This window comes from Wenjunlia tyrosinilytica, from assembly GCF_014646055.1.
In the GTDB taxonomy this organism is placed as follows: Bacteria; Actinomycetota; Actinomycetes; order Streptomycetales; family Streptomycetaceae; genus Wenjunlia; species Wenjunlia tyrosinilytica.
This window is the reverse complement of the sequence record NZ_BMMS01000001.1, coordinates 76,894-100,814: the sequence shown is the minus strand read 5'-3', so window position 1 is coordinate 100,814 and position 23,921 is coordinate 76,894. Positions and strand designations below refer to the sequence as shown.

At 71.6% G+C, this 23,921-nt stretch carries 23 protein-coding genes; 18 read left to right on the top strand and 5 right to left on the bottom strand.

The window, feature by feature from the left end:
- Positions 1–66 precede the first annotated feature (66 nt).
- The gene (locus IEY86_RS00440) at positions 67–246 is read left to right on the top strand and encodes a hypothetical protein (RefSeq protein WP_189129407.1); all 180 of its coding nucleotides are present in this window, start codon (positions 67–69) and stop codon (positions 244–246) included.
- A gap of 237 nt (positions 247–483) precedes the next feature.
- On the opposite strand, the gene IEY86_RS00435 is transcribed toward IEY86_RS00440, so the two are convergent.
- Positions 484–1,281 carry a site-2 protease family protein gene (locus tag IEY86_RS00435; protein WP_189129406.1) on the bottom strand — a complete coding sequence of 266 codons (798 nt, stop codon included), beginning with the start codon at positions 1,279–1,281 and terminating at the stop codon, positions 484–486.
- Between the two features lie 92 nt (positions 1,282–1,373).
- Here IEY86_RS00435 and IEY86_RS00430 point away from each other — a divergent pair, with 92 nt between their 5' ends.
- The gene (locus IEY86_RS00430; protein WP_308425088.1) at positions 1,374–4,817 is read left to right on the top strand and encodes an AfsR/SARP family transcriptional regulator; all 3,444 of its coding nucleotides are present in this window, start codon (positions 1,374–1,376) and stop codon (positions 4,815–4,817) included.
- A 93-nt stretch (positions 4,818–4,910) separates the two neighbouring features.
- Here IEY86_RS00430 and IEY86_RS00425 read toward each other — a convergent pair whose 3' ends face one another.
- The 3 genes from IEY86_RS00425 to panB all read right to left on the bottom strand — a co-directional run bounded on the left by IEY86_RS00425 (position 4,911) and on the right by panB (position 7,876).
- On the bottom strand, positions 4,911–5,729 hold the full coding sequence (locus IEY86_RS00425) for an ABC transporter permease (RefSeq protein ID WP_189129405.1): 819 nt from the start codon (positions 5,727–5,729) through the stop codon (positions 4,911–4,913).
- Positions 5,726–6,760: an ATP-binding cassette domain-containing protein gene (locus tag IEY86_RS00420; protein WP_229698052.1), complete on the bottom strand. Its 1,035-nt coding sequence runs from the start codon at positions 6,758–6,760 to the stop codon at positions 5,726–5,728. Before IEY86_RS00420 ends, IEY86_RS00425 begins: the two co-directional genes overlap by 4 nt.
- 249 nt (positions 6,761–7,009) lie before the next feature.
- Positions 7,010–7,876, bottom strand: coding sequence for a 3-methyl-2-oxobutanoate hydroxymethyltransferase (gene panB, locus IEY86_RS00415; protein ID WP_189129403.1), 867 nt, complete (start codon positions 7,874–7,876; stop codon positions 7,010–7,012).
- A 155-nt stretch (positions 7,877–8,031) separates the two neighbouring features.
- Here panB and IEY86_RS00410 point away from each other — a divergent pair, with 155 nt between their 5' ends.
- From IEY86_RS00410 to IEY86_RS00400, 3 genes are all read left to right on the top strand, one after another.
- Positions 8,032–9,645 carry an MFS transporter gene (locus IEY86_RS00410; RefSeq protein WP_189129402.1) on the top strand — a complete coding sequence of 538 codons (1,614 nt, stop codon included), beginning with the start codon at positions 8,032–8,034 and terminating at the stop codon, positions 9,643–9,645.
- Between the two features lie 11 nt (positions 9,646–9,656).
- Positions 9,657–10,301: a TetR/AcrR family transcriptional regulator gene (locus tag IEY86_RS00405; RefSeq protein ID WP_229698051.1), complete on the top strand. Its 645-nt coding sequence runs from the start codon at positions 9,657–9,659 to the stop codon at positions 10,299–10,301.
- A 288-nt stretch (positions 10,302–10,589) separates the two neighbouring features.
- Positions 10,590–11,483 carry an endonuclease/exonuclease/phosphatase family protein gene (locus IEY86_RS00400; protein WP_373286940.1) on the top strand — a complete coding sequence of 298 codons (894 nt, stop codon included), beginning with the start codon at positions 10,590–10,592 and terminating at the stop codon, positions 11,481–11,483.
- A gap of 126 nt (positions 11,484–11,609) precedes the next feature.
- Here IEY86_RS00400 and IEY86_RS00395 read toward each other — a convergent pair whose 3' ends face one another.
- Entirely contained in the window at positions 11,610–13,361 is a 1,752-nt protein-coding gene (locus IEY86_RS00395; RefSeq protein WP_189129399.1) for an NAD+ synthase, read from the bottom strand.
- A gap of 671 nt (positions 13,362–14,032) precedes the next feature.
- Between IEY86_RS00395 and IEY86_RS00390 the strand changes: the two genes are divergently transcribed.
- The 13 genes from IEY86_RS00390 (at position 14,033) to IEY86_RS00330 (ending at position 23,774) form a co-directional block, all read left to right on the top strand.
- On the top strand, positions 14,033–14,746 hold the full coding sequence (locus IEY86_RS00390) for a helix-turn-helix transcriptional regulator (protein WP_229698050.1): 714 nt from the start codon (positions 14,033–14,035) through the stop codon (positions 14,744–14,746).
- Positions 14,743–15,525, top strand: coding sequence for a 4'-phosphopantetheinyl transferase family protein (locus IEY86_RS00385; RefSeq protein ID WP_189129398.1), 783 nt, complete (start codon positions 14,743–14,745; stop codon positions 15,523–15,525). The genes IEY86_RS00390 and IEY86_RS00385 overlap by 4 nt, the downstream gene beginning before the upstream one ends.
- A gap of 712 nt (positions 15,526–16,237) precedes the next feature.
- Positions 16,238–17,392, top strand: coding sequence for a beta-ketoacyl-[acyl-carrier-protein] synthase family protein (locus IEY86_RS00380; RefSeq protein WP_189129397.1), 1,155 nt, complete (start codon positions 16,238–16,240; stop codon positions 17,390–17,392).
- Positions 17,389–18,498: a beta-ketoacyl synthase N-terminal-like domain-containing protein gene (locus tag IEY86_RS00375; RefSeq protein WP_189129396.1), complete on the top strand. Its 1,110-nt coding sequence runs from the start codon at positions 17,389–17,391 to the stop codon at positions 18,496–18,498. Before IEY86_RS00380 ends, IEY86_RS00375 begins: the two co-directional genes overlap by 4 nt.
- Before the next feature lie 79 nt (positions 18,499–18,577).
- Positions 18,578–19,663, top strand: a complete 1,086-nt coding sequence (locus IEY86_RS00370; RefSeq protein WP_189129395.1) for a recombinase family protein — start codon at positions 18,578–18,580, stop codon at positions 19,661–19,663.
- A 169-nt stretch (positions 19,664–19,832) separates the two neighbouring features.
- Entirely contained in the window at positions 19,833–20,087 is a 255-nt protein-coding gene (locus IEY86_RS00365) for an acyl carrier protein (RefSeq protein WP_189129394.1), read from the top strand.
- On the top strand, positions 20,084–20,461 hold the full coding sequence (locus IEY86_RS00360; protein ID WP_189129393.1) for an ApeI family dehydratase: 378 nt from the start codon (positions 20,084–20,086) through the stop codon (positions 20,459–20,461). The genes IEY86_RS00365 and IEY86_RS00360 overlap by 4 nt, the downstream gene beginning before the upstream one ends.
- 9 nt (positions 20,462–20,470) lie before the next feature.
- The gene (locus tag IEY86_RS00355; RefSeq protein WP_189129392.1) at positions 20,471–20,992 is read left to right on the top strand and encodes a hypothetical protein; all 522 of its coding nucleotides are present in this window, start codon (positions 20,471–20,473) and stop codon (positions 20,990–20,992) included.
- Positions 20,993–21,015: 23 nt separating this feature from the next.
- A complete protein-coding gene (locus tag IEY86_RS00350) occupies positions 21,016–21,348 on the top strand; it encodes a DsrE family protein (protein ID WP_229698049.1) in 333 nt (110 codons plus the stop codon).
- Entirely contained in the window at positions 21,348–21,761 is a 414-nt protein-coding gene (locus IEY86_RS00345; protein WP_189129390.1) for a hypothetical protein, read from the top strand. Before IEY86_RS00350 ends, IEY86_RS00345 begins: the two co-directional genes overlap by 1 nt.
- A complete protein-coding gene (locus tag IEY86_RS00340; RefSeq protein WP_189129389.1) occupies positions 21,761–22,153 on the top strand; it encodes a hypothetical protein in 393 nt (130 codons plus the stop codon). Before IEY86_RS00345 ends, IEY86_RS00340 begins: the two co-directional genes overlap by 1 nt.
- Entirely contained in the window at positions 22,150–22,728 is a 579-nt protein-coding gene (locus IEY86_RS00335; protein WP_229698048.1) for a 3-hydroxyacyl-ACP dehydratase FabZ family protein, read from the top strand. Before IEY86_RS00340 ends, IEY86_RS00335 begins: the two co-directional genes overlap by 4 nt.
- Positions 22,725–23,774: a hotdog family protein gene (locus IEY86_RS00330; protein ID WP_189129388.1), complete on the top strand. Its 1,050-nt coding sequence runs from the start codon at positions 22,725–22,727 to the stop codon at positions 23,772–23,774. The genes IEY86_RS00335 and IEY86_RS00330 overlap by 4 nt, the downstream gene beginning before the upstream one ends.
- Positions 23,775–23,921 lie beyond the last annotated feature (147 nt).

Sequence of the window (23,921 nt, the reverse complement as noted above, 5' to 3'; positions counted from 1 at the left end):
GGGCATGAGCGACAATGGCCGGGTCGACCTCGCACAACCGCAGCACAAGCACAGGAGCCCCCACCCATGCCCCGCCTCGGAATCGCCGTGTTCGCCGTTGTCGCCTGCCTGCTCTCCGTAGCGGCCGCCGTGGTGGCGTTCGCCCAGGGGAGCTGGCTGGGCATCGTCTGGGTGCTGCTCGCGGGCGTGACCAGCAATATGGCCTGGTACTACATCAAGAGGGCGCGCCTGGCCCGCAGGGTGTGACGGGGTCGGCTGGTCCGTCCTGGTAAGCGGGGGCGCGTGCCCCCGCTTCGGCACGCCGTTGCGACGCCCCGTTTCGGCGCGCCACAGCGCTGCGTTTGGGCGGGCGCTACAGCGCAGGGTTTTTGGCGCGCGCTACAGCGCTGGTTTTTTCACGAGCTACAGCGCTGTATTTTTTCACGCGCGCTACAGCGCTGTATTTTTTCACGCGCGCTACAGCGCTGTATTTTTTCACGCGCGCTACAGCGCTGCGTTGTCCCAGAAGCGGAACAGGCGGTAGCCGAAGTCGGCCAGGTTCTCCGGCACACCGAACGCCCGCAGGATCGCGTCGATGAAGTCGAAGAAGGCGATATTGACCTCCGGGATCCACAGGAGCCCGAAGACGGCGATCAGGCCGAACGGCGCGAACGGCTCCACCTGGCGGCGGACGTTGCGTGAAAGCCAGGGCTCGATCACGCCGTAGCCGTCGAGTCCGGGCACGGGCAGCAGGTTCAGGATCGACGCCGTGACCTGGAGCAGCGCCAGGAAGGCCAGCGCCGCCAGGAACTCTCCCGGGGTGCTGTCGGGCAGCATGCCGGGGAAGAGGAACGGCAGCATCAGCACCACCGCGAACACCACGTTCGTCAGCGGCCCGGCCGCCGAGATCAGGCTGTGCCGCCACCGTCCCCGGATGCGGTGGCGCTCGATGAACACCGCGCCGCCGGGCAGCCCGATACCGCCCATGATCACAAAGACCACCGGAAGCACGATGCTCAGCAGGGCATGGGTGTACTTGAGGGGGTTCAGCGTCAGATAGCCCTTGGCGCCGATCGAGATGTCCCCGCCGTGCAGCGCCGTGCGGGCGTGCGCGTACTCGTGCAGGCACAGCGAGACGATCCACGTGGACACGACGAACAGGAACACCGCGAAACGCCGGTTGTCGGCGAAGCCCGTCCACACCGCCCACCCGGAGACGAGCATCACGGCCACGATCCCGAGGAAGACGGGGCTGACCCGCCGGTCCGAGCGACTCGGGCGCATCGGGTGGACGGTGGTCATTGCTGGCAGCTCCCTGATCGGTGGCCGGAACGGCTTGCATCATCGCCTTCCCATGGGCGAAACGACAACGCCGGGTCGATCACAATGGGCAGGTGCTGCGCTACGGGATTCTCGGGGTCACTCAGGTCCACCGCGACGACGGGAGCGCCGTGCCGCTCGGCGGGGCGCGGCTGCGGGCGCTGCTGGCCGCGCTGGCGCTGCGCCCGGGCCGGCCAGTGCCGGTCGAGATCCTGATCGGGCAGGTGTGGGGAGACGCCGCCCCGCGGGACACCGCCGCGTCGGGCACGGCCTCGCGGGGCGCCCCCCAGGACACCATGGGCGCGCTCCAGGCGCTGGTCGCCAGGCTGCGCAGGGCGCTCGGCCATGACGCGGTGGGCTCGGACGGGCGCGGTTACTGGCTGAACGCCGCTCCCGCGGAAGTGGACCTCGGCCGGTTCGAGGAACTGTCCGCCGCCGGGTCGAGGGCACTCGCCGTGGGAGACACCGAGGACGCCGCCGCCGTTCTGCGTGAGGCGCTCGGCCTGTGGCGCGGGGCCGCGCTGGCCGACCTGCCGGACCGGGCGGCGGCCGCGGCACGCTGCGACGCCCTGCGGCTGGAGGCGCTGCGGCAGCGCATCACCGCCGATCTCGCCCTCGGCCGGGCCGCGGAGGTCCTTCCCGAGCTGGAGGAGCTCGTCCATGACCACCCGCTCCACGAGCCGCTGCGCGCTCTGCTGATCCGCGCCCTGCACCTGAGCGGCCGTACCGCGGACGCGCTGGAGGCGTTCGAACGGGTCCGCGGTGAGCTGGCGGAACGCCTCGGCGCCGACCCCGGGCCGCAGTTGAGGGCCCTGCACCGCGAACTGCTGGCCGCTCAGGAGCCGCCGGGCGACGGCACGGCTGCCCCCGCCTCCGCCGGGCATCCACGGACCGGCAGTCCGGTGACGGGGAACCCCACGACCGGGAAGTGGAGGCCCGACCATCCCACGGCGGGCAATCCCACGACCGGGAATCCGAGGCCCGGGAATCTGAGGGCACGGCTGACCAGTTTCGTCGGCCGCGAGAGCGAGCTGAGCGGGCTGCGGCAGGATCTGGCGTCCGCGCGGCTGGTCACCCTCACCGGGCCCGGCGGGTCGGGCAAGACCCGGCTGTCCCAGGAGGCCGCCGCGCTGGTGGCCGGGCAGTGGCCGGACGGCGTATGGCTGGCCGAGCTGGCCCCGCTCGACGTCTCCCAGGACGTTCCCGGCGCGGTGCTCAACGCCGTCGGCGGCCGCGAGACCGTGCTGCACAGCGCCCCCGTGGAGGCTCTCACGGCCGACGGGCCGAGCGACGACCCCGCGCGGCGCCTCGCCGAGCACTGCGCCTCCCGCCGCATGCTGGTCGTCCTGGACAACTGCGAGCATCTGGTCCAGGCAGCCGCCGACCTCGCCGAGATGCTGCTGACCACCTGCCCCGGCGTCGCCGTCCTCGCCACCAGCCGAGAACCCCTCGGTGTGCCCGGCGAACTGGTGCGCCCGCTCGCCCCGCTGCCCGACCCCACCGCCCTGCGCCTGCTCGCCGAGCGCGGCGGCGCGGCGCGCCCCGGTTTCGACATCGCCGACGACCCCGGCGCCTGCGCCGAGATCTGCCACCGCCTCGACGGACTGCCGCTGGCCATCGAGCTGGCGGCGGCCCGGCTACGCGGCCTGACTCCTCGTCAGATAGCCGACCGGCTCGACAACCGGTTCCGTCTGCTCACCGCGGGCAGCAGGACCGTCCTGCCCCGGCAGCAGACCCTGCGCGCCGTCGTCGATTGGAGCTGGGATCTGCTCGGAGGCAGCGAACGGGCGCTGCTGGAGCGGCTCTCGGTGTTCACGGGCGGCTGGACCCTGGAGGCGGCCGAACATGTCTGCCAGGGAGCCCCGCTCGCCGCCGAGGACGTGGCGGACGTGCTCGCCTCGCTCGTGGACAAGTCGCTCGTGGTGGCCGACATGCCCGGCCCCGAGGCGCGCTACCGCATGCTCGAGACCATTCACGAGTACGCGGCGGAGCGGCTGCGGGAGTCGGACCCGCGAGGGCTCACGGCGGGCCGCCATCTGCGCCACTTCCGTGAGTTCGCCCGCACCGCCGACCCGAGGCTGCGCGGTCCGGAGCAACTGGTCTGGCTGGAGCGGCTGGAGGGCGAGCACGACAACATCCGTGCCGCGCTGCGCCGGGCGGTGGAGGCGGGCGACGAGCACGAGGCGCTGGTCCTGACGCTGGCCATGAGCTGGTTCTGGAGCCTGCGCGACTACCGGGCCGAGGGCCGGTACTGGTTCGGCGCCGCGGCGGCCCTCGGTCCCGACCCCTATGCGGATCCGAGGGAGCCGGTGGAGCCGATTCCGGTGTCCCCGCTCGACGGCGAGCCGCCGTTGTCGCCGGACGTCCTGCTGGACGCCCGGCGCGGCGTGCGGCTGTTCCAACTGGCCAGCCATGTGGCGGAGCTGGGCGCCATCCCCGACGAGGCGGACTCCGCACGGGGACAGGCCATCCTGGACGCCTACCCGCCGCACTTTCCCCAGTCGTGCAGGCTGCCCGGCATCATGCGGATCTTCGCCGTCTTCCTCGCCGGATGCCTGGACCGGCTGCCGCGGCTGATGGACGAGCTGGTCGAGGGGTGCCGCTCGGCGGGCCGGGAGTGGGAGCTGGCCCTCGCCCTCCATCTGCGCTCCAGGATGCTCAACGAGCGGCCGCGGGGCCTGGACCGGGTCTCGCGCGACGCCGAGGAGAGCCTCGGCCTCTTCCGCCGCCTCGGGGACCAGTGGGGGATGGCGGAGGCGCTGGCCGGACAGGCGGAGGCGTCCCGATGGCTCGGTGACTACGCCCTGGCGGCCGACCGGTACCACCAGGCGCTGGAGCTGGCCACCACGATCGGCGCCCACGCCGAACTGCCCATGCTCAAGGTGCAGCTCGGCGACACCCTCGTGGGGGCCGGACGGGCCGAGGAGGGAGAGCGGTTCCTGCGCGAGGGGATCGAGCAGGCCGAGGACGCCGGACCGGGGGACCACGGTGCGGTTTTCTACGGCCGACTGGTGCTGGCCGTGCAACTGGGCCGCCGAGGCGAGTTCGACCAGGCGCGGGACCTGCTCGAGGGCCGGGTCTGCTCGGAGGAGAACCAGCGCTTTCCGACCGGCGCGATGTTCATGGGCGCGCTGGGGTGGATCGAGGCCAGGGCCGGAGACCCGCTCAAGGGACTGCGGCTCGTTCGAGAGTGTGTCGATGCCGTGGGGCGGCACCCGCTGGTGGCGCTGATCGCCCAGCAGTTGCTCCTGATGACGATCCCGAGCGCGGTCTGTGTGCTCTCGATGGTCGCCGAAGGGGGAGGGGCGGGCGAGCTCGGCAGCGCCCGGCGGGCCGCGCGCATGCTGGGTGCCTACGACGTTCTGCACCACCGGATGGCCCCGTTCGAGGCGGAGGAACTGGGCGCGGCCGAGCAGCGGCTGCGCGCCGTACTGGGCGGGGAGGAGTTCGAGGCCGAGTACGCCAAGGGCGGCAGCCTCACCGCCACGGAGGCCGCCGCCCTGGTGCATGCCCCCTGACGGGACGCTGGTCGGGTCTTCTCGGGGGGCACGTCCTAGGGCTCATGTCTTCCCCAGGCCCATGTCTTCCCGAGGGTCATCTCTTCTTGCGGGTCATGTCTTCTTGCGGAACCGCATCACGGCGAGCGGTGCGGTGACCGCGGTGATGCCGATGGACCAGGCCAGGGTGATCCACACCGAGTGGGCCACCGGGCCGCCGTTGACCAGGTTCCGGCAGGCGTCCGCCAGATTGGACAGGGGGTTGATCTTGGTGAACGACTCCAGCCAGCCCGGCATGGTGCTGGTCGGGGCGAAGATGGAGCTGCCGAACTGCAGTGGCATGAGCACGAGCATCCCGATTCCCTGCACGGCCTGGGGGCTGTTGACCGCGAGCCCCAGCAACATGGAGGTCCACACCAGGGACGCGCCGAAGGCCAGGGCGAGGGCGACCGCCGCCAGCAGGTGGAGCGGTGTGGTCCTGACGTCCAGGCCGAGGACGAAGGCCATGGCCAGCAGGATCGTCGTGGCCACCATCATGCGGCCCATCTCCACGACGACCTTGGCGACGAGCACCGAGGAACGGGCGATCGGCATGGTGCGGAAGCGGTCCATCACCCCGGTCTTGAAGTCGGAGTTGATGCCCGAGCCGACCGACATGGCGATGTTCATCCCCATCATCGCCATCAGGCCGGGGATCATGTACTGGATGTACTCGTGCTGGCTGCCCGAGACCGCGCCGCCGAAGACGTAGACGAACAGCAGGGTGAAGATGATCGGCATCAGCAGGGCGTCGAACATCGACTCCGGGTCGGCCTTGATCTGCATCAGGTTGCGCCGGGCCAGCGCGCCGATGTGCCGAAGGTTGGCCCGAAGGCCGATGCGGCCCTCGGCGTCGTCCGGCCGCTCCACCGGACTCAGGGTGATGGCGCTCATGCCGCGAACTCCTCGATCTTGGTGCCGGCCGGGTCGGTCGGGTCGGCTGGGTCGGTCGGATCGGTCGGATCGGTTCCCCCGGCCCTCTGGCCGGTGACCGCCAGGAACACCTCGTCCAGGCTGGGCAGATGGGTGTCCATGTGGGCGATGCCGAAGCCACCGGCGCCCAACGCGCGGACGACGGAGGTCAGTTGGCCGTCGTCGGCGATCGGCACACTCAGCAGTCCCGCCGCCTGGTCCGCGGTGGCGCCGTGCACCCCGTACTCGTCCAGGGCCTGTGCCATCGAGGGCAGTTCGGCGACCACGACGGGGCGAACATGCAGGGTGCGGCCGCCCACCTTGGCCTTGAGCTCGGCGATGCTGCCGCCCGCGATGACGCGGCCGCGGTCGATGACGGTCACGGACTCGGCGAGGTTCTCGGCCTCCTCCATGTACTGGGTGGTCAGCAGGACGGTGGTGCCGTCGCCGACCATGCGCTGTACCTCGTCCCACACCTCGTTGCGCGTGCGGGGGTCCAGACCCGTGGTGGGCTCGTCGAGGTAGAGCACCCTGGGGGCGCCGATCATGCTCGCGGCCAGGTCCAGGCGGCGCCGCATACCGCCCGAGTAGCCCTTGGCGGCGCGGCCGGCGGCCTCGGTGAGGGAGAAGCGCTCCAGCAGCTCGTCGGCGCGAAGGCGGGCGGCCCTGCGGGAGAGGTCCAGCAGGCGGCCGATCATGTAGAGGTTCTCGCGGCCGGACAGGGCCTCGTCCACGGAGGCGTACTGCCCGGTGAGGCCGATGACGCGGCGCAACTGCCGGGGCTGGCGCAGGACGTCGTACCCGGCGACGAAGGCGCTGCCCGCGTCGGGCCTGATCAGTGTGGACAGCACCCGGACCAGCGTGGTCTTCCCCGCCCCATTGGGCCCCAGCACCCCCATGACGGTGCCCTGCGGCACGGCCAGGTCCACCCCGTCCAGGGCCTTGGTCTCGCCGTAGTGCTTGACCACCCCGTGGACCTCGACGGCGTTCGTCGTGTCAGCGATTCGGTTCATGGCCATCAGCGTGCTCCCCCGCGCTGACAGGCCACCGACAGCGCGGGCCGGGCGCTGACAGACCGCCGACAGACCGCCGAGAGCGCGCCGACACCGCTCGAACGCGAGGACCCGCACGGGGGAGGGCAGGGAAGGGAAAACGGCGCCCGGGATGGTCCCGGGCGCCGCTCGGCCGTTCCAAACCTCGGCGGTTCACACTCCGCCGTTCGGGTGAGTCGCGATCAGTGGAGCGCGGTCACCGCAACGCGATCAGTGGAAGCTGTGCTCCTCGGCCGGGTAGGCCCCGCCGACGACGTCCTCGGCGAATGCCTTGGCCGCGCCGGACAGGACCCCGCGCAGGTCGGCGTACTGCTTGACGAAGCGCGGGGTGCGGCCGGAGTTCATCCCGGCCATGTCGGTCCACACCAGCACCTGCGCGTCGCAGTCGGGACCGGCGCCGATGCCGACGGTGGGGATGTCGAGCGAGGCCGTGACCTCGGCGGCGAGCTCGGCCGGGACCAGTTCCAGCACGACGGCGAAGGCGCCCGCGTCCTGCATGGCCTTGGCGTCGCGCAGCAGCTTGTGCGAGGCCTCGTTGCCGCGGCCCTGCACCGGGTAGCCGCCGAACGCGTGCACAGACTGCGGGGTCAGGCCCAGGTGGGCCATGACCGGGATGCCGGCCTGGACCAGCGTCTCGACCTGCGGCAGCACCCTGGCGCCGCCCTCGAGCTTGACGGCACCGGAACCGGCCTCCTTCAGGAACCGGCCGGCGTTGCGCAGGGCCTGCACCGGTCCCTCCTGGTACGAGCCGAACGGCAGGTCGCTGACGATCAGGGCGCGGCTGGTGCCCCGCACGACCGCCGAGGAGAGCATGACCAGCTCGTCCATGGTGACGGGGACGGTGGTGTCGTAGCCGAGGTGGCAGTTGCCCGCCGAGTCGCCGACGAGCAGGACCGGGATCCCGGCCTCGTCGAGCACGGAGGCGGTCATGGAGTCGTACGCGGTGAGCATGGGCCACTTCTCGCCCCGCTTCTTGGCGGCGGCGATGTCGCGGACGGTGATGCGTCGGGTGCCGGTCCCCCCGTACAGCGCCTTGCTGCTGTCGGCGGGTTTTGGGGCAGCCTGGACGTACGTCATCGCAGTGCTCCTACTCGTCGTCTCGAGGCGCCCTCACGGCGTCCCCGGATCACCTCCATGCTGACATGCGCCCGCCCGGGCGCAAAGGGGCGCTTTGCCGAACCTTTACGATACGAGACGATCCGTTTCGTTAATCGCTCACTAGCGTGGGAGGCATGGAGACATCCACCGCCCGCCGAGTCCCCGAGGTCGTCCATCGCCGCCGCTGGGCGATCCTGACCGTGCTGCTGTTCAGCCTGCTCGTCGTCGTCCTGGACAACTCGATCCTCAATGTGGCCATGAAGACCATCGCCACACCCGCTCCCACCGGCCTCGGAGCCAGCCAGAGCCGTCTGGAGTGGGCCATCAACGCCTACACCCTGGTCTTCGCGGGCCTGCTCTTCACGGCGGGACTGCTCGGCGACCGGCTCGGCCGCAAGAAGACCCTGCTGTTCGGCATGGTGGTCTTCGGCGCCGGCTCCCTGCTCTCCGCCCTCGCCGACTCCTCGGGCCAGCTCATCGCGTTCCGGGCCGTGATGGGCCTCGGCGGCGCCTTCGTGATGCCTGCCACACTCGCCATCATCATGAACGTCTTCGAGCGCGAGGAGCAGCCGAGGGCGATCGGCATCTGGTCCGGAGCGGTGGGCCTGGCGATCGCGGTGGGCCCGATCACCGGCGGAGCGCTGCTCGAGCACTTCTGGTGGGGCTCGGTCTTCCTGATCAATGTGCCGATCGTGGTCTTCGCCGTCATAGCGATGGTGCTCATCGTCCCGGACTCCAAGGACCCCAGGCCCGGCAGACTGGACCCGCTGGGCGTCCTGCTCTCCGTGGTCGGCCTCGTCCTGCTGATCTACGGGATCATCAAGGGCGGCCAGCTCGCCGACTTCGTCGCCCCGCAGGTCCTGGTGACGATAGGGGGCGGACTCGCCGTCCTCGTCCTCTTCGTCCTGCACGAGCGGCGCAGCAGCCACCCCGCGCTCGATGTGCGCTACTTCCGCGACCCGCGCTTCTCCGCGGCCGTCGTCTCGATAGGCCTGGTCTTCTTCGCGCTGATGGGTGTGACCTTCTTCATCGTCTTCTACACCCAGAGCGTGCGCGGCTACTCCGCCCTCCAGTCGGGCTGCCTGCTGCTCCCGCTGGCCGTGGCGCAGCTGATCTTCTCCTCGCGGGCGCGGCTGGTGGTCGACCGGTTCGGCGTGCGGGCGGTCTGCGCCGGCGGAATGGCCCTGATCGGGCTGACCTTCCTCGGCTTCGAACTCCTCACCGAGCACAGTCCGATCTGGGTGCTGTGCGTGCTGTTCTTCCTCCAGGGCACGGCCATGGCCCACGTCATGCCCCCGGCGACGGTCTCGATCATGTCCACGCTGCCGCGCGAGAAGGCGGGTTCGGGCTCCGCGGTCAACAACACCTTCCGCCAGGTCGGCGGCTCGCTGGGTGTCGCGGTGCTGGGCTCCGTGCTGTCCACCACCTACCGGGACGGGATCAACAGCCAACTGGCGGCCGTTCCGGCCTCCTCGCTGCCCGCGGGCGCCCGGCACGCCGCCGGGGAGTCCATCGAGGCGACCCTCGGCATCGCCAGGAAGCTGGGCCCCGCGGGCCGGCCGCTGATCGACTCCGCCAACCACTCCTTCGTGCACGCCATGCACGTCACGGCGCTCGGCTCGGCGGCGGTGGCGTTCATCGGCGCGGCCATCGCCTTCGTCTTCCTGCCCGCCGGGACCCCGCAGGGGAAGGGGGAGGGTGGGCCTTCGTCCGCGGGGGAGAATTCCCAGGCGGTCAAGGCGCGATGAAAGGCGGGACGGTGACGGTGCGGGACACGCCGACGGGGTGGAACAGCGAGCCGGCCGGGGCGGAGCCCCGCGGCCGTCCCCGGGGCCGCCCGCGCAGCGAAGCCGTCGAGCAGGCCATCCTCGAAGGGGTGCTGCGCCTGCTGGAGGGGGGCGGCACCCTCTCCTCGCTGACCGTCGAGGGCATCGCCAAGGCCGCGGGTGTGGGCAAGGCCACCATCTACCGCCGCTGGCCGGGCAAGGAGGCACTCCTGCTCGACGCCCTCGCCACCCTGGACAACGACCCCCTGCCCGAGACCGGTTCCGGGTCGGTGCGCGACGACCTGGTCCGGCTCATCGAGTTCGTCCGCCAACGCGGTGTCTCCAAAAGGGAGTCGGAGCTCCTGCGGCTGGTCACCAGCGAGGTCATGTGCCACCCCGATCTTTCGCAGCAGTACCACGACAGATTCATAGCGCCCCGCCGGGAGGCGCTGCGGCAGGTGCTGGTGCGCGGCATCGACAGCGGTGAGCTGCGCGACGACATCGATCTCGAGCTTCTCGGCGACCTGTTCGCCGGTCCCATGCTGATGCGCACCGTACTGCATCAGTGGGCGGCTCTCCCCGAGGATCTCCCTGAGCGCATCGTGGATGCTGTACTGGACGGCGTCCGGAAAAAGTGACCGCGATGTGACCGTTGAGCGACCGTTCTGTCCTGGATCGCCAACGTCCGTCCTACCCGGAACCTCGGGTACCGTCCAAGCGTCCGGACGAGTATTGGAATGTTCAGGCAAGGCGGCAGGGGACGGATTTCTATGGCGCAGACACGCACGACCGGTACGCACCCCGACGGCGCGGGGCTCGGCCGCTCCGCGACGCGGGGGCACCGGTGGGGGCTGCGACGCCTGCCGGGCGACGGTGGCCGTGGCTGGCGCGACGGCACGTGGCGGCGCGGCTGGATCCTCGCCGTCATGGGGCTGCTGGTCGGTCTTCTGATGTTCTTCCACGACCAGGTCCCCAACTCGTTGGGGAACCTGGGCAGTCTGGTGGACACCTTCCTGCCGTGGTTCGGGCTGGCGGTGCCGGTCCTGCTGGTGTGCGCGACTCTGCGCCGGTCGGCGACGGCGCTCGCGGGGCTGGTGCTGCCCCTGCTGGTGTGGGGGAACCTCTTCGGCGGGCTGGTGATGCCGGGCAAGAGCGGCGGGCCGCACAATCTGCGGGTGCTGACCCACAATGTGGACGCGGCCAACGCGGATCCCTCGCTCACCGCCCGTGACGTCGTCGCGGCGGGGGCGGACGTGGTGGCGCTCGAGGAACTGACCGAGCAGGCCAAGCCGGTGTACACGAAGGCGCTGGCGGCTAAGTACAAGTACCACGTGGACCGCGGCACGGTGGGCCTGTGGAGCCGCTACCCGGTGACGGAGCAGAAGTCGGTCGACGTCGGACTCGGCTGGACGCGGGCGCTGCGCGCGCAGGTGGACACCCCCCAGGGGCCGGTGGCGTTCTACGTCGCGCATCTGGCGTCGGTGCGGGTGGACTCCTCCGGCTTCACCTCGGACCAGCGCAACCGCACGACGCGGCAGCTGGGCCGCCAGATCTCGGCGGATCCGCTCCAGCGGGTGGTGCTGATGGGCGACCTCAACGGCACCGCCAACGACCGCAGTCTGGCCCCCATCACCTCGGGCCTGCGCTCGGCCCAGGGCGCGGCGGGAGACGGCTTCGGCTTCTCCTGGCCGTCCGGCTTCCCGATGGCCAGGATCGACCACATCCTGGTCCGCGGCGTCACCCCGGCCAGGTCCTGGGTCCTCCCGGACACAGGAAGCGACCACCGCCCAGTGGCAGCGGACCTGAACGTGCGGCCGTAGGGCGATGCTCGCCGCCCAGGATGCTCGCCGCCCAAGCGCCTCGCCGCCTCGCCGCCTCGCCTCCTCGGGGCCCGACGGTCACGGTCGCGGTCGCGGTCGCGGTCACGGCGGGGCTGATCGACCGGGTCACTTCCCCTCGCGCCAGCGGTTCGTGATCGGCAGGCGGCGGTCCCGGCCGAACGCCTTGAGCGAGATCTTCGTGCCCGGCGGGTACTGCCGCCGCTTGTACTCGGCGGCGTCCACCATGGTGAGGATGCGGTCCACGAGATCGGGGTCGAAGCCCTCGGCGATGATCTCGTCGCGGCCGCGGTCCTGCTCGACGTAGTCGTCCAGGATGTCGTCGAGCACCTCGTAGTCGGGCAGCGAGTCGGTGTCGAGCTGTCCGGGGCGCAGTTCCGCGCTCGGCGGCTTGCTGATGGAGTTCTCCGGGATCGGCGGGGTCTCGCCCCGCTCGTCCGCGGCCGCGTTGCGCCACCTGGAGAGCTGGAAGACCTGCGTCTTCGGCACGTCCTTGATGGGGCCGAACGCGCCGACCGCGTCGCCGTAGAGGGTCGAGTAGCCGCAGGCCAGCTCCGACTTGTTGCCGGGGGCGAGGACGAGATGCCCCTCCTGGTTGGAGATGCCCATCAGCGTGGTGCCGCGCACCCGCGCCTGGAGGTTCTCCTCGGCGAGCCCGGTCAGCCCCAGCACCCGCTGGTACGCGTCGACCATCGGGGCGATGGGCACGGTCCGGAAGTTCAGCCCGGTGCGGCGGGCCAGTTCGGCGGCGTCGCTCTTGGAGTGCTCGGAGGAGTACGCGGACGGCATCGAGACGCCGTAGACGTTCTCCGCGCCCAGCGCGTCGCACGCGACGGCGGCGACGAGGGAGGAGTCGATACCGCCGGACAGGCCGATGAGCACCGACTTGAAGCCGTTCTTGCAGACGTAGGCGCGCAGCCCGATGACGAGGGCCGAGTAGACCTCCTCGTCGTCGCCGAGCCGCTCCGCCTCGCCGCCCGGCACCTCGCTGGCGTAGGGCGCCAGCGGCTCGCCGGAGAGGATCACATGCTCGATCTCCAGGCCGTCGTCGGCGGTGCCGCGCGGGGCGGGGCCGGCCGCGGGCAGGTCCAGGTCGACCAGGACGCAGCCCTCCTCGAACTGGGGCGCCCTCGCCAGGACCTCGCCCTGGGCGTCGACGACGATCGAGTCACCGTCGTACACCAGCTCGTCCTGGCCGCCGATCATGGCCCCGTACGCGAGGGTGCAGCCCGCCTCCCGGGCGCGCCTTCGCACCAGCTCCAGCCGGGTGTCGTCCTTGTTCAGCTCGTACGGGCTGGCGTTGATGGACACCAGCAGTCCGGCGCCCGCGGTGCGGGTGGCCGGGACCCGGCCGCCGTCCTGCCACAGGTCCTCGCAGATGGCCAGTGCCACATCGACGCCGTGCACCCGGATGACGGGGAGCGTGTCTCCCGGCATGAAGTAGCGGTACTCGTCGAAGACGCCGTAGTTCGGCAGGTGGTGCTTGGCGAAGCGCAGCACCACCTTGCCCTTGTGGAGCACGGCTCCGGCGTCGAGCGGGGCACCGGCGGGCTGGCCGTAGCGCGGCTTGGCCTTCTCGCTGCGGTCCAGATAGCCGACGACCACGGGCACCTCGCCCATGCCCTCGTCGGCCAGCCGCTCGGCGAGGGCTTCCAGCGCGGCCCGCGAGGCACGCACGAACGACGGGCGCAGCGCGAGGTCCTCCACCGGGTACCCGGTCAGCGCCATCTCGGGGAAGGCCACCAGGTGGGCGCCGCCTTCGACGGCGTGGCGGGTCCACCGGACGATCGCCTCGCTGTTGTTCGCGAGGTCGCCGACGGTGCTGTCGATCTGGTTCAGAGCGAGACGTAGTTGAGGCACAGGGTCAGCGTATGCGAGGTGGTGGCACCCCGCCGGGCGACTTCACGTCAGTGTGACGCAAATCCCTCGGAGGGGGACCGGGCGACCGCCGGGGCCCGCTTCGCCGACACGCCCGGGAGGCTGCCCGATGCGCCGGCGGAACTAGATGGGTGGGCCATGTTCCCGGTTCCCGGGAAACGAGTTGTTGACCCATGCTTTACCTGGTATCCGTGGTTCGGAATTCATCTATTCTCTGCGTTGACGTTAAAGTCGCCCCGCTGTAGCGTCCGATAAACAAAACGGGGTGGTTGTGCGGGAGCGTTCTGGTGTGATACGCGGGGGTATGTCCGAACTTTCCCTGTCCGGGTCGGTGGCGGGGTCAACGGTCCGTCCGGTGCGGCGATTAGGGGTATGCGCAGCTCACGGCCATAGGTTCACGCGCCCTCCGGGTCGGCCCGATCACACTCGTGCATCAAAAGGGGAAGCCCCGACGGGGACAATGGCGCCGTGGATCCGCGGAGCCATCGGGGGGACGCATGTCGAATTCTGATTCCGTGCAGCATCGTGATCCGGTCGATCGTCCGGTCACCACCGAGGCTGGGGATTCCGCGGTGAGCTCATCGGATGTATACATTAATCCCGATGACGAGGTCGGTAAAGCCCTTCTCGAAATGCGGGCACTCATTGAATCGGTGGTCGCCAGACGATGGGAGCCCCCTTCCGGCGCGCAGTCCCTCCTGGAGACGACCGCCGACACCGAAGCCGCCGCTCAGACCCTTCATACGCTGCTCGGCGAGGCCAAGCGGTCGGTCAAGGTGGTGCTGCCGCCCGACGGCGCCTCCGTCGACATGCTGTGCAGGGCTCTGCGGTCCCTCTCCGAAACCAGCCCCGGCGCCGCCGCCGTGCGGGTGCAGGTGCTGTGCTCCCGGGAGTTCGCCAACCGCCACAAGGTGGCCGAGTGCACGGGGATGCGGCCGAACATCGATGTGCGCTTCACCGACGCCCTCCTGCACGGCGCCGTCCTGATCGACAAGCAGATCGCCCTGACCCAGTCCGACCCCGACCCCGACCAGGGCAGTGGCTCCCATGCCACGCTCGTACGCGCCCCCGCGGTGGTCAAGGCGCTCAACGCCCTTTTCGCCAGCGCCTGGAGGCGCGCGGCCCCGCTGGTCGTGGACAGGATCCGGCAGGAGCTGTCCCAGGAGATCCTGAGATGTCTGCGGGAGGGCTACACCGACGAGGCCGCCGCGCGCGAACTCGGCGTCTCCGTGCGCACCTACCGCCGGCATGTCGCGGAGATCATGCGCGCGCTGGGCGCCAACTCACGTTTCCAGGCCGGGGTCTACGCCTCGGAACTGGGCCTGCTGCCGGTCGACGGCCGCACCGACCGACGGGGGTCCGAATGACCGCGGCGCAGAGCACGTCCCTTGCTGCGCAAGGCCGTTCACCGGACGGGAGCGCGGTCGAGACCTGGCTGGTGAGGGTCGAGGCGTCCACCGAGGCCGCCTGCGAGTACACCGGGATCCTCGACGAGGAGGAGTCCCGGCGGCTGGCGGCCACCAAGCACGAGAAGGGCCGGGCGCGTTACCTCGTCGCCCACGTCGGTCTGCGCCTTCTGCTCGGCGCCCGCCTCGCGGTGCCCCCCGAGCGGATCCGCTACCGCCGCGAGCCGTGCCCGATGTGCGACGGGCCGCACGGCCGCCCCGCGGTGGACGGTGGGCCGGGGCCGCACTTCTCCATGTCGCACTCGGGGGACTGTGTGCTGTACGCGCTGGCGGGGACCCCCGTGGGGGCGGACATCGAGTCGCCCTCCGCCCGGCACTCGCGCTTCGACCTGGCGTCGTATCTGCACCCGGACGAGCGCGACGCCGTGGCCGCCCTGCCGGCGGGGCGGCGCCCGGCGGCCCTGCTCAACTGCTGGGTGCGCAAGGAGGCTTATCTGAAGGGCACCGGAGCCGGGATCGCGGCGGGTGTCGGCAGTGTCCACGTGGGTCTGGGGCCCGCGTTCCCCGACGACCGGCCGTCAGCCACGCCCGAGGGCTGGACCCTGCTCGACGTCGCGGCCCCTCGGGGGCATGTGGCCGCCGTCGCGCTCGCCTCCGGGGACGGCGGCCCGATGCCTGCCATGGAGCCGCTGCGACCGCGCCTCCTGGACCTGGGGGCCCAACTGCCCGGTCGGGCATAGCAAGCTCCGACTCCCGTATCCGCGGCACCTGTTGCCCGTCCGGCCGTGAGCCGCGGCGCAGGCGGGACCGTGGCCTCGGCGGGGCCGCGGCGCCGACGGGGCCACGGCTTCACTCCTTCCCGGCCCCGTGCGGCGGGGCGCCGAAGCGCCGAGGTGCGGCTCGGCTCGGGGCGGCGGGTGCGACGTGCACCGCCGGACCAGCACAGATGTGTGGTTCACGTCATAGGAACCGTGCGGGGTTCCCCTGATGGAAGGCAGCAAGATGACAGATCGGGCGTGGGCGGGGGCCGAGAGGGGGCCGCGCCTGTCCACTAGTGGTCTCCGCGTTGCGTGCACAGGGGTTGCGGACATAACTTGAACTTGCCTTAAGCGGCGCTGAAGCGGGGAGTCCCGCATTCGCCCGCGAGGCATTTCGGGTCGATCCCGATGGTCATCGTGTTGTCGTCGTGCCGCCCGCCAGGGGGTGGTACGCACGGAAATCGCAGCGGAACCGAGAGAAGAACGTTTCGTACGAGGGAATCACGTGCCCCCGTCCGGCTTCTTCGGGTCAGTCATGTTCGCACGGGGGAAACGGGCTGCTTGGGATGCGCCACAAAATGAACCACCGGAAAATCCGGGACGACAATTCCCGGGCGCCCCGGGTGTCCCCGGGGATCCGGACACGGCAGGAAAGCCGGGCACAGCAGGGGAGCGGGACGCACCAGGGGGCGGCATGCCACCGGTCGTGATCACCGGCCTCGGTGCCGTGAGCTGCCTGGGCGACTCGGTGGAGTCGCTGTGGGAGGGACTCCTGCGGGCCGACGGCACGCCGACCCCGGCGCCCGAGGACTGCGGCCTGGACGAGCGCCCCTCGGTGTACCGGGTCCGGGGCCCCGCCCAGGAGCGCTCCGAGCGCGCCGGACGCCTGTACGGACGGGCCAGCGGCATGGCCGGGCACGCGGTCGGCGAGGCCCTGGCCGACGCCGGGCTGGGCCGCGACGACCTCGCCGACGCCGGTCTGGCCGTCGGCACCACGCTGGGCGACATCGACCTGGCCGAAGCGGGGGCCGCCCCCGCCGCCACGGGGACCGCCTCCTTCCAGGTGGCCTCCGCCGTGGCCGGCGCATACGGCCTCGGCGGGCCCAACCAGAGCCTGAGCACCGCCTGTTCCGCCGGTGTCTACGCGGTCAGCTGGGCCGCGGAGCTGATCGCCACCGGGCAGGCCGACGTGGTGGTCGCCTGCGGCACCGACAGCTATTCGCGGGTGGCGCTCGCCTCCCTCGACCGCTTCGGACTGCTGGACCGCACGCTGTGCCGCCCCTTCGACGCCGACCGGCAGGGCATGGTGACCGGTGACGGCGCCGCAGCCGTGGTCCTGGAGTCCGCCGAGCACGCCCGCCGCCGGGGTGCCACGCCCTACGCCGTCCTCGAGGGCTACGGCTGGAGCTGCGACGGCCACCACCCGACGGCACCCGAACCGAGCGGGGAGCAACTGGGCCGCGCGGTCGCCGGGGCGCTGGCCGAGGCGTCCGGCCCGCCCGGAGCCCTGGTGCTGCACCGCGCGGGCATCGCGGTCAACGACGTGGTGGAGAGCGATGTGATCGCGGCGGCCCTGGGGGAGCGGGTGGACCGTACCCCCGCCTTCGGCATCAAGGCCGTCATCGGCCATACGGCGGGAGCGGCAGGAGTGTTCGGCTGCGTCGCCGCGGCGCTGATGCTGCGTCACCGCACGGTGCCGCCGAACGCGCATGTGTCCGCACTCGACCCCGGCTGCCCGCTCGAGGTCCCGGTGGACGGCCCGGTGCCGCTCACCGAGCCGCGGGTGCTGGTCAGCGCCACCGGATTCGGCGGCAACAACGCCGCCCTCGTGCTGGGAGCGCCGTCGTGAACATCTCCGTGACAGGCATCGGCCTGGTCGCCCCGGGAGTCCGCGGCCCGGCCGACCTCACCGGCCCCGCGGCGACGGCGGCGGGGACGCAACGGCCGGGCGGGACAGGGACGGGCGGGACGGGGACAGGCGGGACGGGGTCGGAGGGAAGGGGGAAGGACAGGACAGGGCCGGGTGGGACAGGACCGGGTGGGACAGGGTCGGGCAGGACGGGCACGGACACGACAGGGACGGGCGGCCCGGACTGGTTCGACCCGGTGCCGTACCTCGGCCGACGCGGCTGGAAGTACCTGACCCCGGCCACCCGCTATCTCCTGGCCGCGGCCAACGAGGCCGCGGGCACCCGCCACGGCGACAAGCCGCCGCACGGCCACGACGCCGCGCGCTTCGGCGTCTGCACCGGCACCCACCACTCCATCGCGGCCATGCACGCCCGCTTGGACCGCACCATCCGCGAGGAGGGCTCCTCGGGGCTCAGCCCGGCCGAGCTGCCCGGCTTCTCCGTCAATATGCCGGCCAGCCAACTGGCCATCTCCATGCAGTGCCGGGCGTTCTCCGTCACGCTGACCAACCCGGTCGTGGCCGGTCTGGACGCCGTGCTCTTCGCGCTGAACGCACTGCGCCGGGGGCGGGCCGACCGGGTGCTCGCCACGGCCACCGAGGACACCGCACCGGGGTCGGACACCCTGGGCGGGGCGGCGGCGCTCCTGCTGGAGCGCGGCGACCGCGATGCCGATCCGGCGCCGGGGGAGGTGACGGGTGGAACGTCACGGTTCATCACCCGCGACCCCGCCGGTGCCTGGCGGCCCGAGTCACTGAGGGCCGCCGCCGAGAAGGTGGCCGGACTCGGAGCCGGCGAGCAGGTTCTGAGATACGCCTTCTGCGGCCCGGACTCCACCGCCTCGGTGGACGAGGCCGTCCGGGAGGCCTTCTCGGCACGGGGACCGGCGCTGAAGGACACGGCGTCGGCCGGGGCCGACGCGCGCTTCGGCGCCGTCTCCGGCCTGCTGCAACTGGCCGGGCTGCTGAACGATCCCGGCCCGGGGCTCGTCGTCGCGGTTTCCGACGACGGGCATCTCGCCGCGGTGACCGTTCGAGGCTCGTAGCGAGGCACGTTCATGAGTGACAACACGGGGGATCACGAGAATGCACATCGCCAAGCACACAGACACACTCGGCCCACGCGTGGGCCGCGGCCGCGCCACCTGCCAGGGTGGCGGTGTCGCCGACGCCCGGGTCAGCGCCCTTGTGCGCAGGCATCATCACCAGCCCCCTTCGGTGCTGGACGGCCAGCCGTTCGCCGTCCCACTGGAGGACATCCAGCCGCCCACCGCCCAGCCGCCCACCGCCCCGCTCCGCGACACCGCCCCGCTGCCCGACGCCCTCATGCCCCTGGCGCCCGCCCGGGCGTCGGGGCTGCGCGGCCGGCCGCCCTACGGCTGCCGGGTCGCCACCGTCAGCGTTGACGGCACGCAGCGGCAGGCGCTCGTTCCGGACGAGCGCACCGCCCACATCGTGGTGCGCATCTTCGACGAATACCTGGCGGACAACGGGCTCCAGGGCATAGCCGAGGGCCTGACGGCCGACGGCATCCCCAGCCCCGGAGCCGTCGGTCGCGATCCCGAGCGCCGCACGGTCGCCTGGTCCAAGAGCGCGGTGCGGGCGATCCTCGTCAACAGCCGCTACGCCGGGCGCACCTCGAGCGGTGAGCCGGGCGGCACGGCACTGGTGTCCCCGCCGATCGTGGCGCCCGAGGTCTTCGACCGGGTCCAGCTGATGTTCGACCGCCGCCGCACCCGGCCCGCCGCCGGCGAGGCCCCGGCGGGACGGCCCTACATCCTGCGCGGACTCGTGCGCTGCGCCCGCTGCAACCGGCTGATGCAGGGCACCTGGAACAACGGGGAGCCCTACTACCGCTGCCGTTTCCCCGCCGAGTACGCCAGCGCCAACCGGATCGACCACCCCCGCAATGTCTATCTGCGCGAGCAGGCGGTCCTCGGACCGCTCACCTCGTGGCTGCGCACCTCGTGCTCGCCGCGCCGCCTCATGCAGCTGGTCACCGCGGCGCGCACCGGCGCCTACCACGAGGCGACGGTCGCGGCGACCGCGCGTCATCTGAGGGTGCTGCGCGAGGCCGAGGGGCAGGCACAGGCAAGCGCGTTCCAGGCGCTGGGGCTCCGGCTGACCTACTCGGACAGCAATCGCATGCTGCGGGTGAAGGCGGTGCTCGGTCCCGCGGAACTCGTCATCCGCGGTGTGCTCGCCCTGTGACGTCTCCGGCAGGTTCCGGGGATTTCCCAACACCCATCCGAATGCCCCGGGGAAACGGGCACTCACGTAGCGTCTGAATCATGCGGGGCCGCCGTGTCGAGGGTGTCCGGCGGCCCCGTTGCCTCTCGTTCGACTCTGGTTTGCTGCTCGTACCCGAAAAGGAGATGCGATGACCACGGAAGCCGCTTTGAGCAAGGAAGAATTGCGGGAACTGGTCGCCGACGCGCTCGACGTCAATCCCGAATCGCTCACCGACGACGCGCTGTTCATCGAGGACCTCGATGTCGATTCGCTGGTCGCCCTGGAATTGGCGGTCACCCTCGAGCGCCGCTACCAGGTGAAGATCGAGGAGGCGGAGATCGTGCAGATCCGCCGCCTCCCGGATGTGCAGGACCTGCTGGCGCGGAAGCTGGCCGCTGGATGAGCGCGGTAACGTTGCTGCCGGGCGCCCAGGTGCTGCGCCTGGACGACGCCGGTGTCGAGATGCGGATCCCGGTGGACCCGGCCGCTCCCGTCTTCACCGGGCACTACCCGGCGTTCCCGCTCCTGCCCGGGGTGTTCACGCTGGACGCCGTGCACCAGGCGGTGCTGCGGCACGCCGACGAGCAGGACGGGGTGCGGCCGGAGCTCGAGGAGATCCGCTCGGTGCGGTTCTACACGCCGGTCTTCCCGGGCGACGTCCTCGCCGTCGACTGCGTGATCACCCACGCCAACGGCGTGCGGGACGTGCGCGCACGCTGCCGTACCGACCGGGACCGCACCGCGACCCTGCGCCTGCGGTACCGGGACCCGGCCTAGGGGGACCCGATGTTCGACACGAGGTCATGGGGCGCCACCGAGCAGGAGTGCGCGGCGGGTTACCCGTGCGACGACCATCCGCCGCGGCCCTTCGTCAGCTTCCACCGGGCCGTCGACGTCGACGCGCCGGTCCCGCTGACCTTCCGCTGGCTGTGCCAGATCAGAACCGCGGCCTACACCTACGGGCGGCAGCACCGCAGCAGCCCCACGCTCACCCCGGGCGCCGACCATCTGGCCCTCGGACAGCGCTTCCTCGCGTTCGAACTCGTCGACTTCGAGACCGACCGGCATCTGACCGGAGTGACCTATCCCGCGGCCGCCAAGGCCTACGGCGAGATGGCGGTCACCTACCGGGTCGTCCCGCGCGAGCCCGGGGCCAGCCGACTGGTGGTCCGGCTCAATGCGGCCACCCCGAAGGGCGCGGCGCGGATCCGGGCAGGACTGCTCGCGTTCGGCGACACCCTCATGATGCGCAAACAACTGCTGACCCTGAAGGCGCTGGCCGAACGCGATGCGGCCGCGCTGCCATGACCGTTGAGGGGGATGGACGGCCTGTGGACGATCCGTCACGATATCTGCTGATCGAAAGCCAGGGGACCTGGGCCGGGCCGAACGCCGGCCGGTTCCTGGACGACGCCCGGGTGCTCGCCGAGGCGGGCCACGAGGTCCGGGTGTTCCTGGTGCAGGACGGCGTCTTCGCCGCCGCGCCCGGTGTGCCCCAGTTGGAGCGCCTGGCCAAGGCGGGCGCCGAGGTGTGGGTGGACGACTTCTCGGCGGCGCAGCGCGCGCTCGCCGCCCGTTCGCTCTCCCCGCATGTGACCGTGGTGGGCATGGACAGGGCGGCCGAGCTGCTGATGTCCGAGAGCTGCCGGGCGGTGTGGCACTGATGGCCGGGACCATCACCCAGCGCCGCTGGGACCTCCTGCTCGTGGTGACCGCGGCCCCGCACTCGAACGACGTCATCACCTCGGCCCTGCGGCTGGCCCAGTCCGTGCTGGACCAGGGGAGGACGGTGCGGCTGTGGGCCTGCGGCTACGCCAACATGCTGACGCAGACGACGCACGGCGACACCAAGCTCATCAACACCCGCGACCCGGAGGGCGTCTACCCCTCCAGTTCGCGCGTCGTGCGCGACATGCTGGCGGCCAACCCCGGCACCTTCGCGTGGATCGCCTGCACGGCGTGCAGCGCCGAACGCGGTGCGACCAGCCACATCAACGAGGTGCGCTTCCGCTCGCCCATGCGCTTCGTCTCCACGATCGAGGGCGCCGACAAGACCGTCTTCATCGGGGGTGCCTGATGTCCGAATACCGCGTGCTCGGGGTGATCGACCGGGCCTACCGGGGCGCCGTCGAGGTGCAGTTCTTCGACGCCCTCTACGGCATCCTCGACTTCCGGGCCCAGTTGGGCGCGGTGGCGCTGGCCCTGCGGGGAGCGGCCGTCACCCTCGCGGTGGACGAGGACATCTACCAGCCCGTCGTGGAGTTCGGGCCCGTGCGCATGGACACCCTGCCGGACTACCGCACCTCGGTGCGGCAGCTGATCACCGAGGGCGTTCCTGTCATGGTCGACGAGCCGGACCTTCGGGCGCTGGGCTTCGGACCGGACGACGTCGTGCCGGGTGTGGAAGTCCTGGACACCAATGAGCTGGCCGCCCGCTGGCCCGAGTACGACGGAGTGTGGTTCGTATGAGCGTCGGACGCGTTCTCGAGCACGCGAACGGTGTGACCGGTCCGACCGGAGTGACCGGAGTGGCGAGCCTCAAGGCGCTCATCCCCCACCGCTTCCCGATGCTCCTGGTGGACCGGGTGCTCGAAGTGGAGCCGGGGGACCGGATCGTCTGCCTCAAGGCCGTGACCTGCAACGAGCCGTGGTACCAGCAACTGCCCGACGACACCCCGGACTCCGGGTACGCGTATCCGACGGCCCTGCTGGTCGAGTCGTGGTGCCAGAGCGCCGCCCTGCTCGCCGCCTGGGACCAGCCCCGTGAGGTCGTGGCCGACCAGGTGGCCCTGTTCGGCGGGATCTCGGGCATCCAGGTGCACGGGCCGGTACTGCCCGGTGACCTGCTGCGGCACGAGGTGCGGATCAGCCGCGCGCTGGAGGGCACCTGGTTCTTCGAGGGCACGACCACCACGGCGGACGGCCGGCAGGTGCTCGTCGTGGAGAGCGTGATGACCGCGCTGCGCCCCAGCTCGGTCCTCATGCCCCCGGCGCGGGAGCAGGACAGCGGCGCCGAGGCGCCCGGCGTCAAGGTCCCGGTGTGAGCGCGGCCGCCGCCTCCGTGGCAGTGGGCGCCGCCGCGAAGGGTGCCGACGCCAAAGGGGCGGTCGCGAAGGGGGCGGTCGCGAAGGGGGCGGTCGCGGTGGGGACAGCATCGATCGCCCCGCGCCAACGCTCGTTCGCCGCGCCGCTGCGGGCGGTGGACCGCGTCGAACTCCTCACCCTCGACGGCGGCCTGCGGCTGCGCGCCGCCAAGCTGGTCACCGCCGAGGACCCGTACATGGCCGGCCACTTCCCCGGCCTGACCATGCTGCCCGCCGTGTTCCTCCTGGAAGGCGTACGGCAGGCGGTGGCCCAGGCGTTCGGCCTCGCCGACCCTCCCGAGCTGCTGGAGGTGCGCTCCGCCCGGCTGCTCGCCCCGATGCTCGGCGGTGAGGAGATCACCATCGACGCCGGGCTGGAGCCGCAGCCGGAGGGGGAGCGCTGGGCGGTCAACGCCCGGTGCACCCGCCAGGACGGCACCGCCGTGGCCACGTTGAAGGTGCTGGTGGGCGTGCCGCGCGGACTGGAGTCCCTCGCCCCGCCCACCGCGCCGCCCGGTCCCGCCGACGGTGAACCGGTGATCGACCACGCCCGTATCCGCGAACTCCTGCCGGTCCGCCATCCGATGCTGCTGGTGGACCGGGTGGTCTCGGTCGAGCCCGGCCGGGGGATCTCGGCGGTCAAGGCGGTCACCGGCAGCGAGCCGTGCTACCAGGAGATGCCGGAGGGCCTGCCGACGGCGCGGTACGCCTACCCCCGATCGCTCGCCTTCGAGTCGTTCGGGCAGAGCGCCGCGCTGCTGTGGCTGGTCGGCGCCGGGGTCGAAGTGCCCGACGGGGTGCTGATGCTCGCCGCGATCCGCGACTGCCGGTTCGCCGGAGGCGTGGGGCCGGGAGAGGCGCTTCGGCACGTCGTACGCCTGGAGCAACTGGTCTCCGGCAACGCGTTCATGTCCGGGGAGATCTGGGCGGGAACGCGGTGCGTCGCCGTCGTCGGCTCGCTCATCGCCGTCAACCGCCCCCGGTCCGCCGTGCAGGCGGCACCGTGAACCGCCCCGGCGTACGCGCCGGCGTGCGGAGCGAGCATGTTCTCCCCGGTTGAATGACAAATAACAAAGGCGCCCCGTTAATTCCGTGTGACGGTCCTCACAAAAGGGGCCGAGGGTCGGGATTGCGGGGCGCCTTCGTGTTCCCGG

Bases quoted from the DNA above. Each gene is read 5' to 3' on its own strand.
- IEY86_RS00425 (WP_189129405.1), bottom strand. From the start codon at position 5,729: ATGAGCGCCATCACCCTGAGTCCGGTGGAGCGGCCGGACGACGCCGAG.
- IEY86_RS00340 (WP_189129389.1), top strand. From the start codon at position 21,761: ATGTCCGAATACCGCGTGCTCGGGGTGATCGACCGGGCCTACCGGGGC.
- IEY86_RS00420 (WP_229698052.1), bottom strand. From the start codon at position 6,760: ATGAACCGAATCGCTGACACGACGAACGCCGTCGAGGTCCACGGGGTG.
- IEY86_RS00335 (WP_229698048.1), top strand. From the start codon at position 22,150: ATGAGCGTCGGACGCGTTCTCGAGCACGCGAACGGTGTGACCGGTCCG.
- IEY86_RS00365 (WP_189129394.1), top strand. From the start codon at position 19,833: ATGACCACGGAAGCCGCTTTGAGCAAGGAAGAATTGCGGGAACTGGTC.
- IEY86_RS00440 (WP_189129407.1), top strand. From the start codon at position 67: ATGCCCCGCCTCGGAATCGCCGTGTTCGCCGTTGTCGCCTGCCTGCTC.
- IEY86_RS00360 (WP_189129393.1), top strand. From the start codon at position 20,084: ATGAGCGCGGTAACGTTGCTGCCGGGCGCCCAGGTGCTGCGCCTGGAC.
- IEY86_RS00385 (WP_189129398.1), top strand. From the start codon at position 14,743: ATGACCGCGGCGCAGAGCACGTCCCTTGCTGCGCAAGGCCGTTCACCG.
- IEY86_RS00355 (WP_189129392.1), top strand. From the start codon at position 20,471: ATGTTCGACACGAGGTCATGGGGCGCCACCGAGCAGGAGTGCGCGGCG.
- IEY86_RS00400 (WP_373286940.1), top strand. From the start codon at position 10,590: ATGGGGCTGCTGGTCGGTCTTCTGATGTTCTTCCACGACCAGGTCCCC.
- IEY86_RS00345 (WP_189129390.1), top strand. From the start codon at position 21,348: ATGGCCGGGACCATCACCCAGCGCCGCTGGGACCTCCTGCTCGTGGTG.
- IEY86_RS00380 (WP_189129397.1), top strand. From the start codon at position 16,238: ATGCCACCGGTCGTGATCACCGGCCTCGGTGCCGTGAGCTGCCTGGGC.
- panB (WP_189129403.1), bottom strand. From the start codon at position 7,876: ATGACGTACGTCCAGGCTGCCCCAAAACCCGCCGACAGCAGCAAGGCG.
- IEY86_RS00435 (WP_189129406.1), bottom strand. From the start codon at position 1,281: ATGACCACCGTCCACCCGATGCGCCCGAGTCGCTCGGACCGGCGGGTC.
- IEY86_RS00410 (WP_189129402.1), top strand. From the start codon at position 8,032: ATGGAGACATCCACCGCCCGCCGAGTCCCCGAGGTCGTCCATCGCCGC.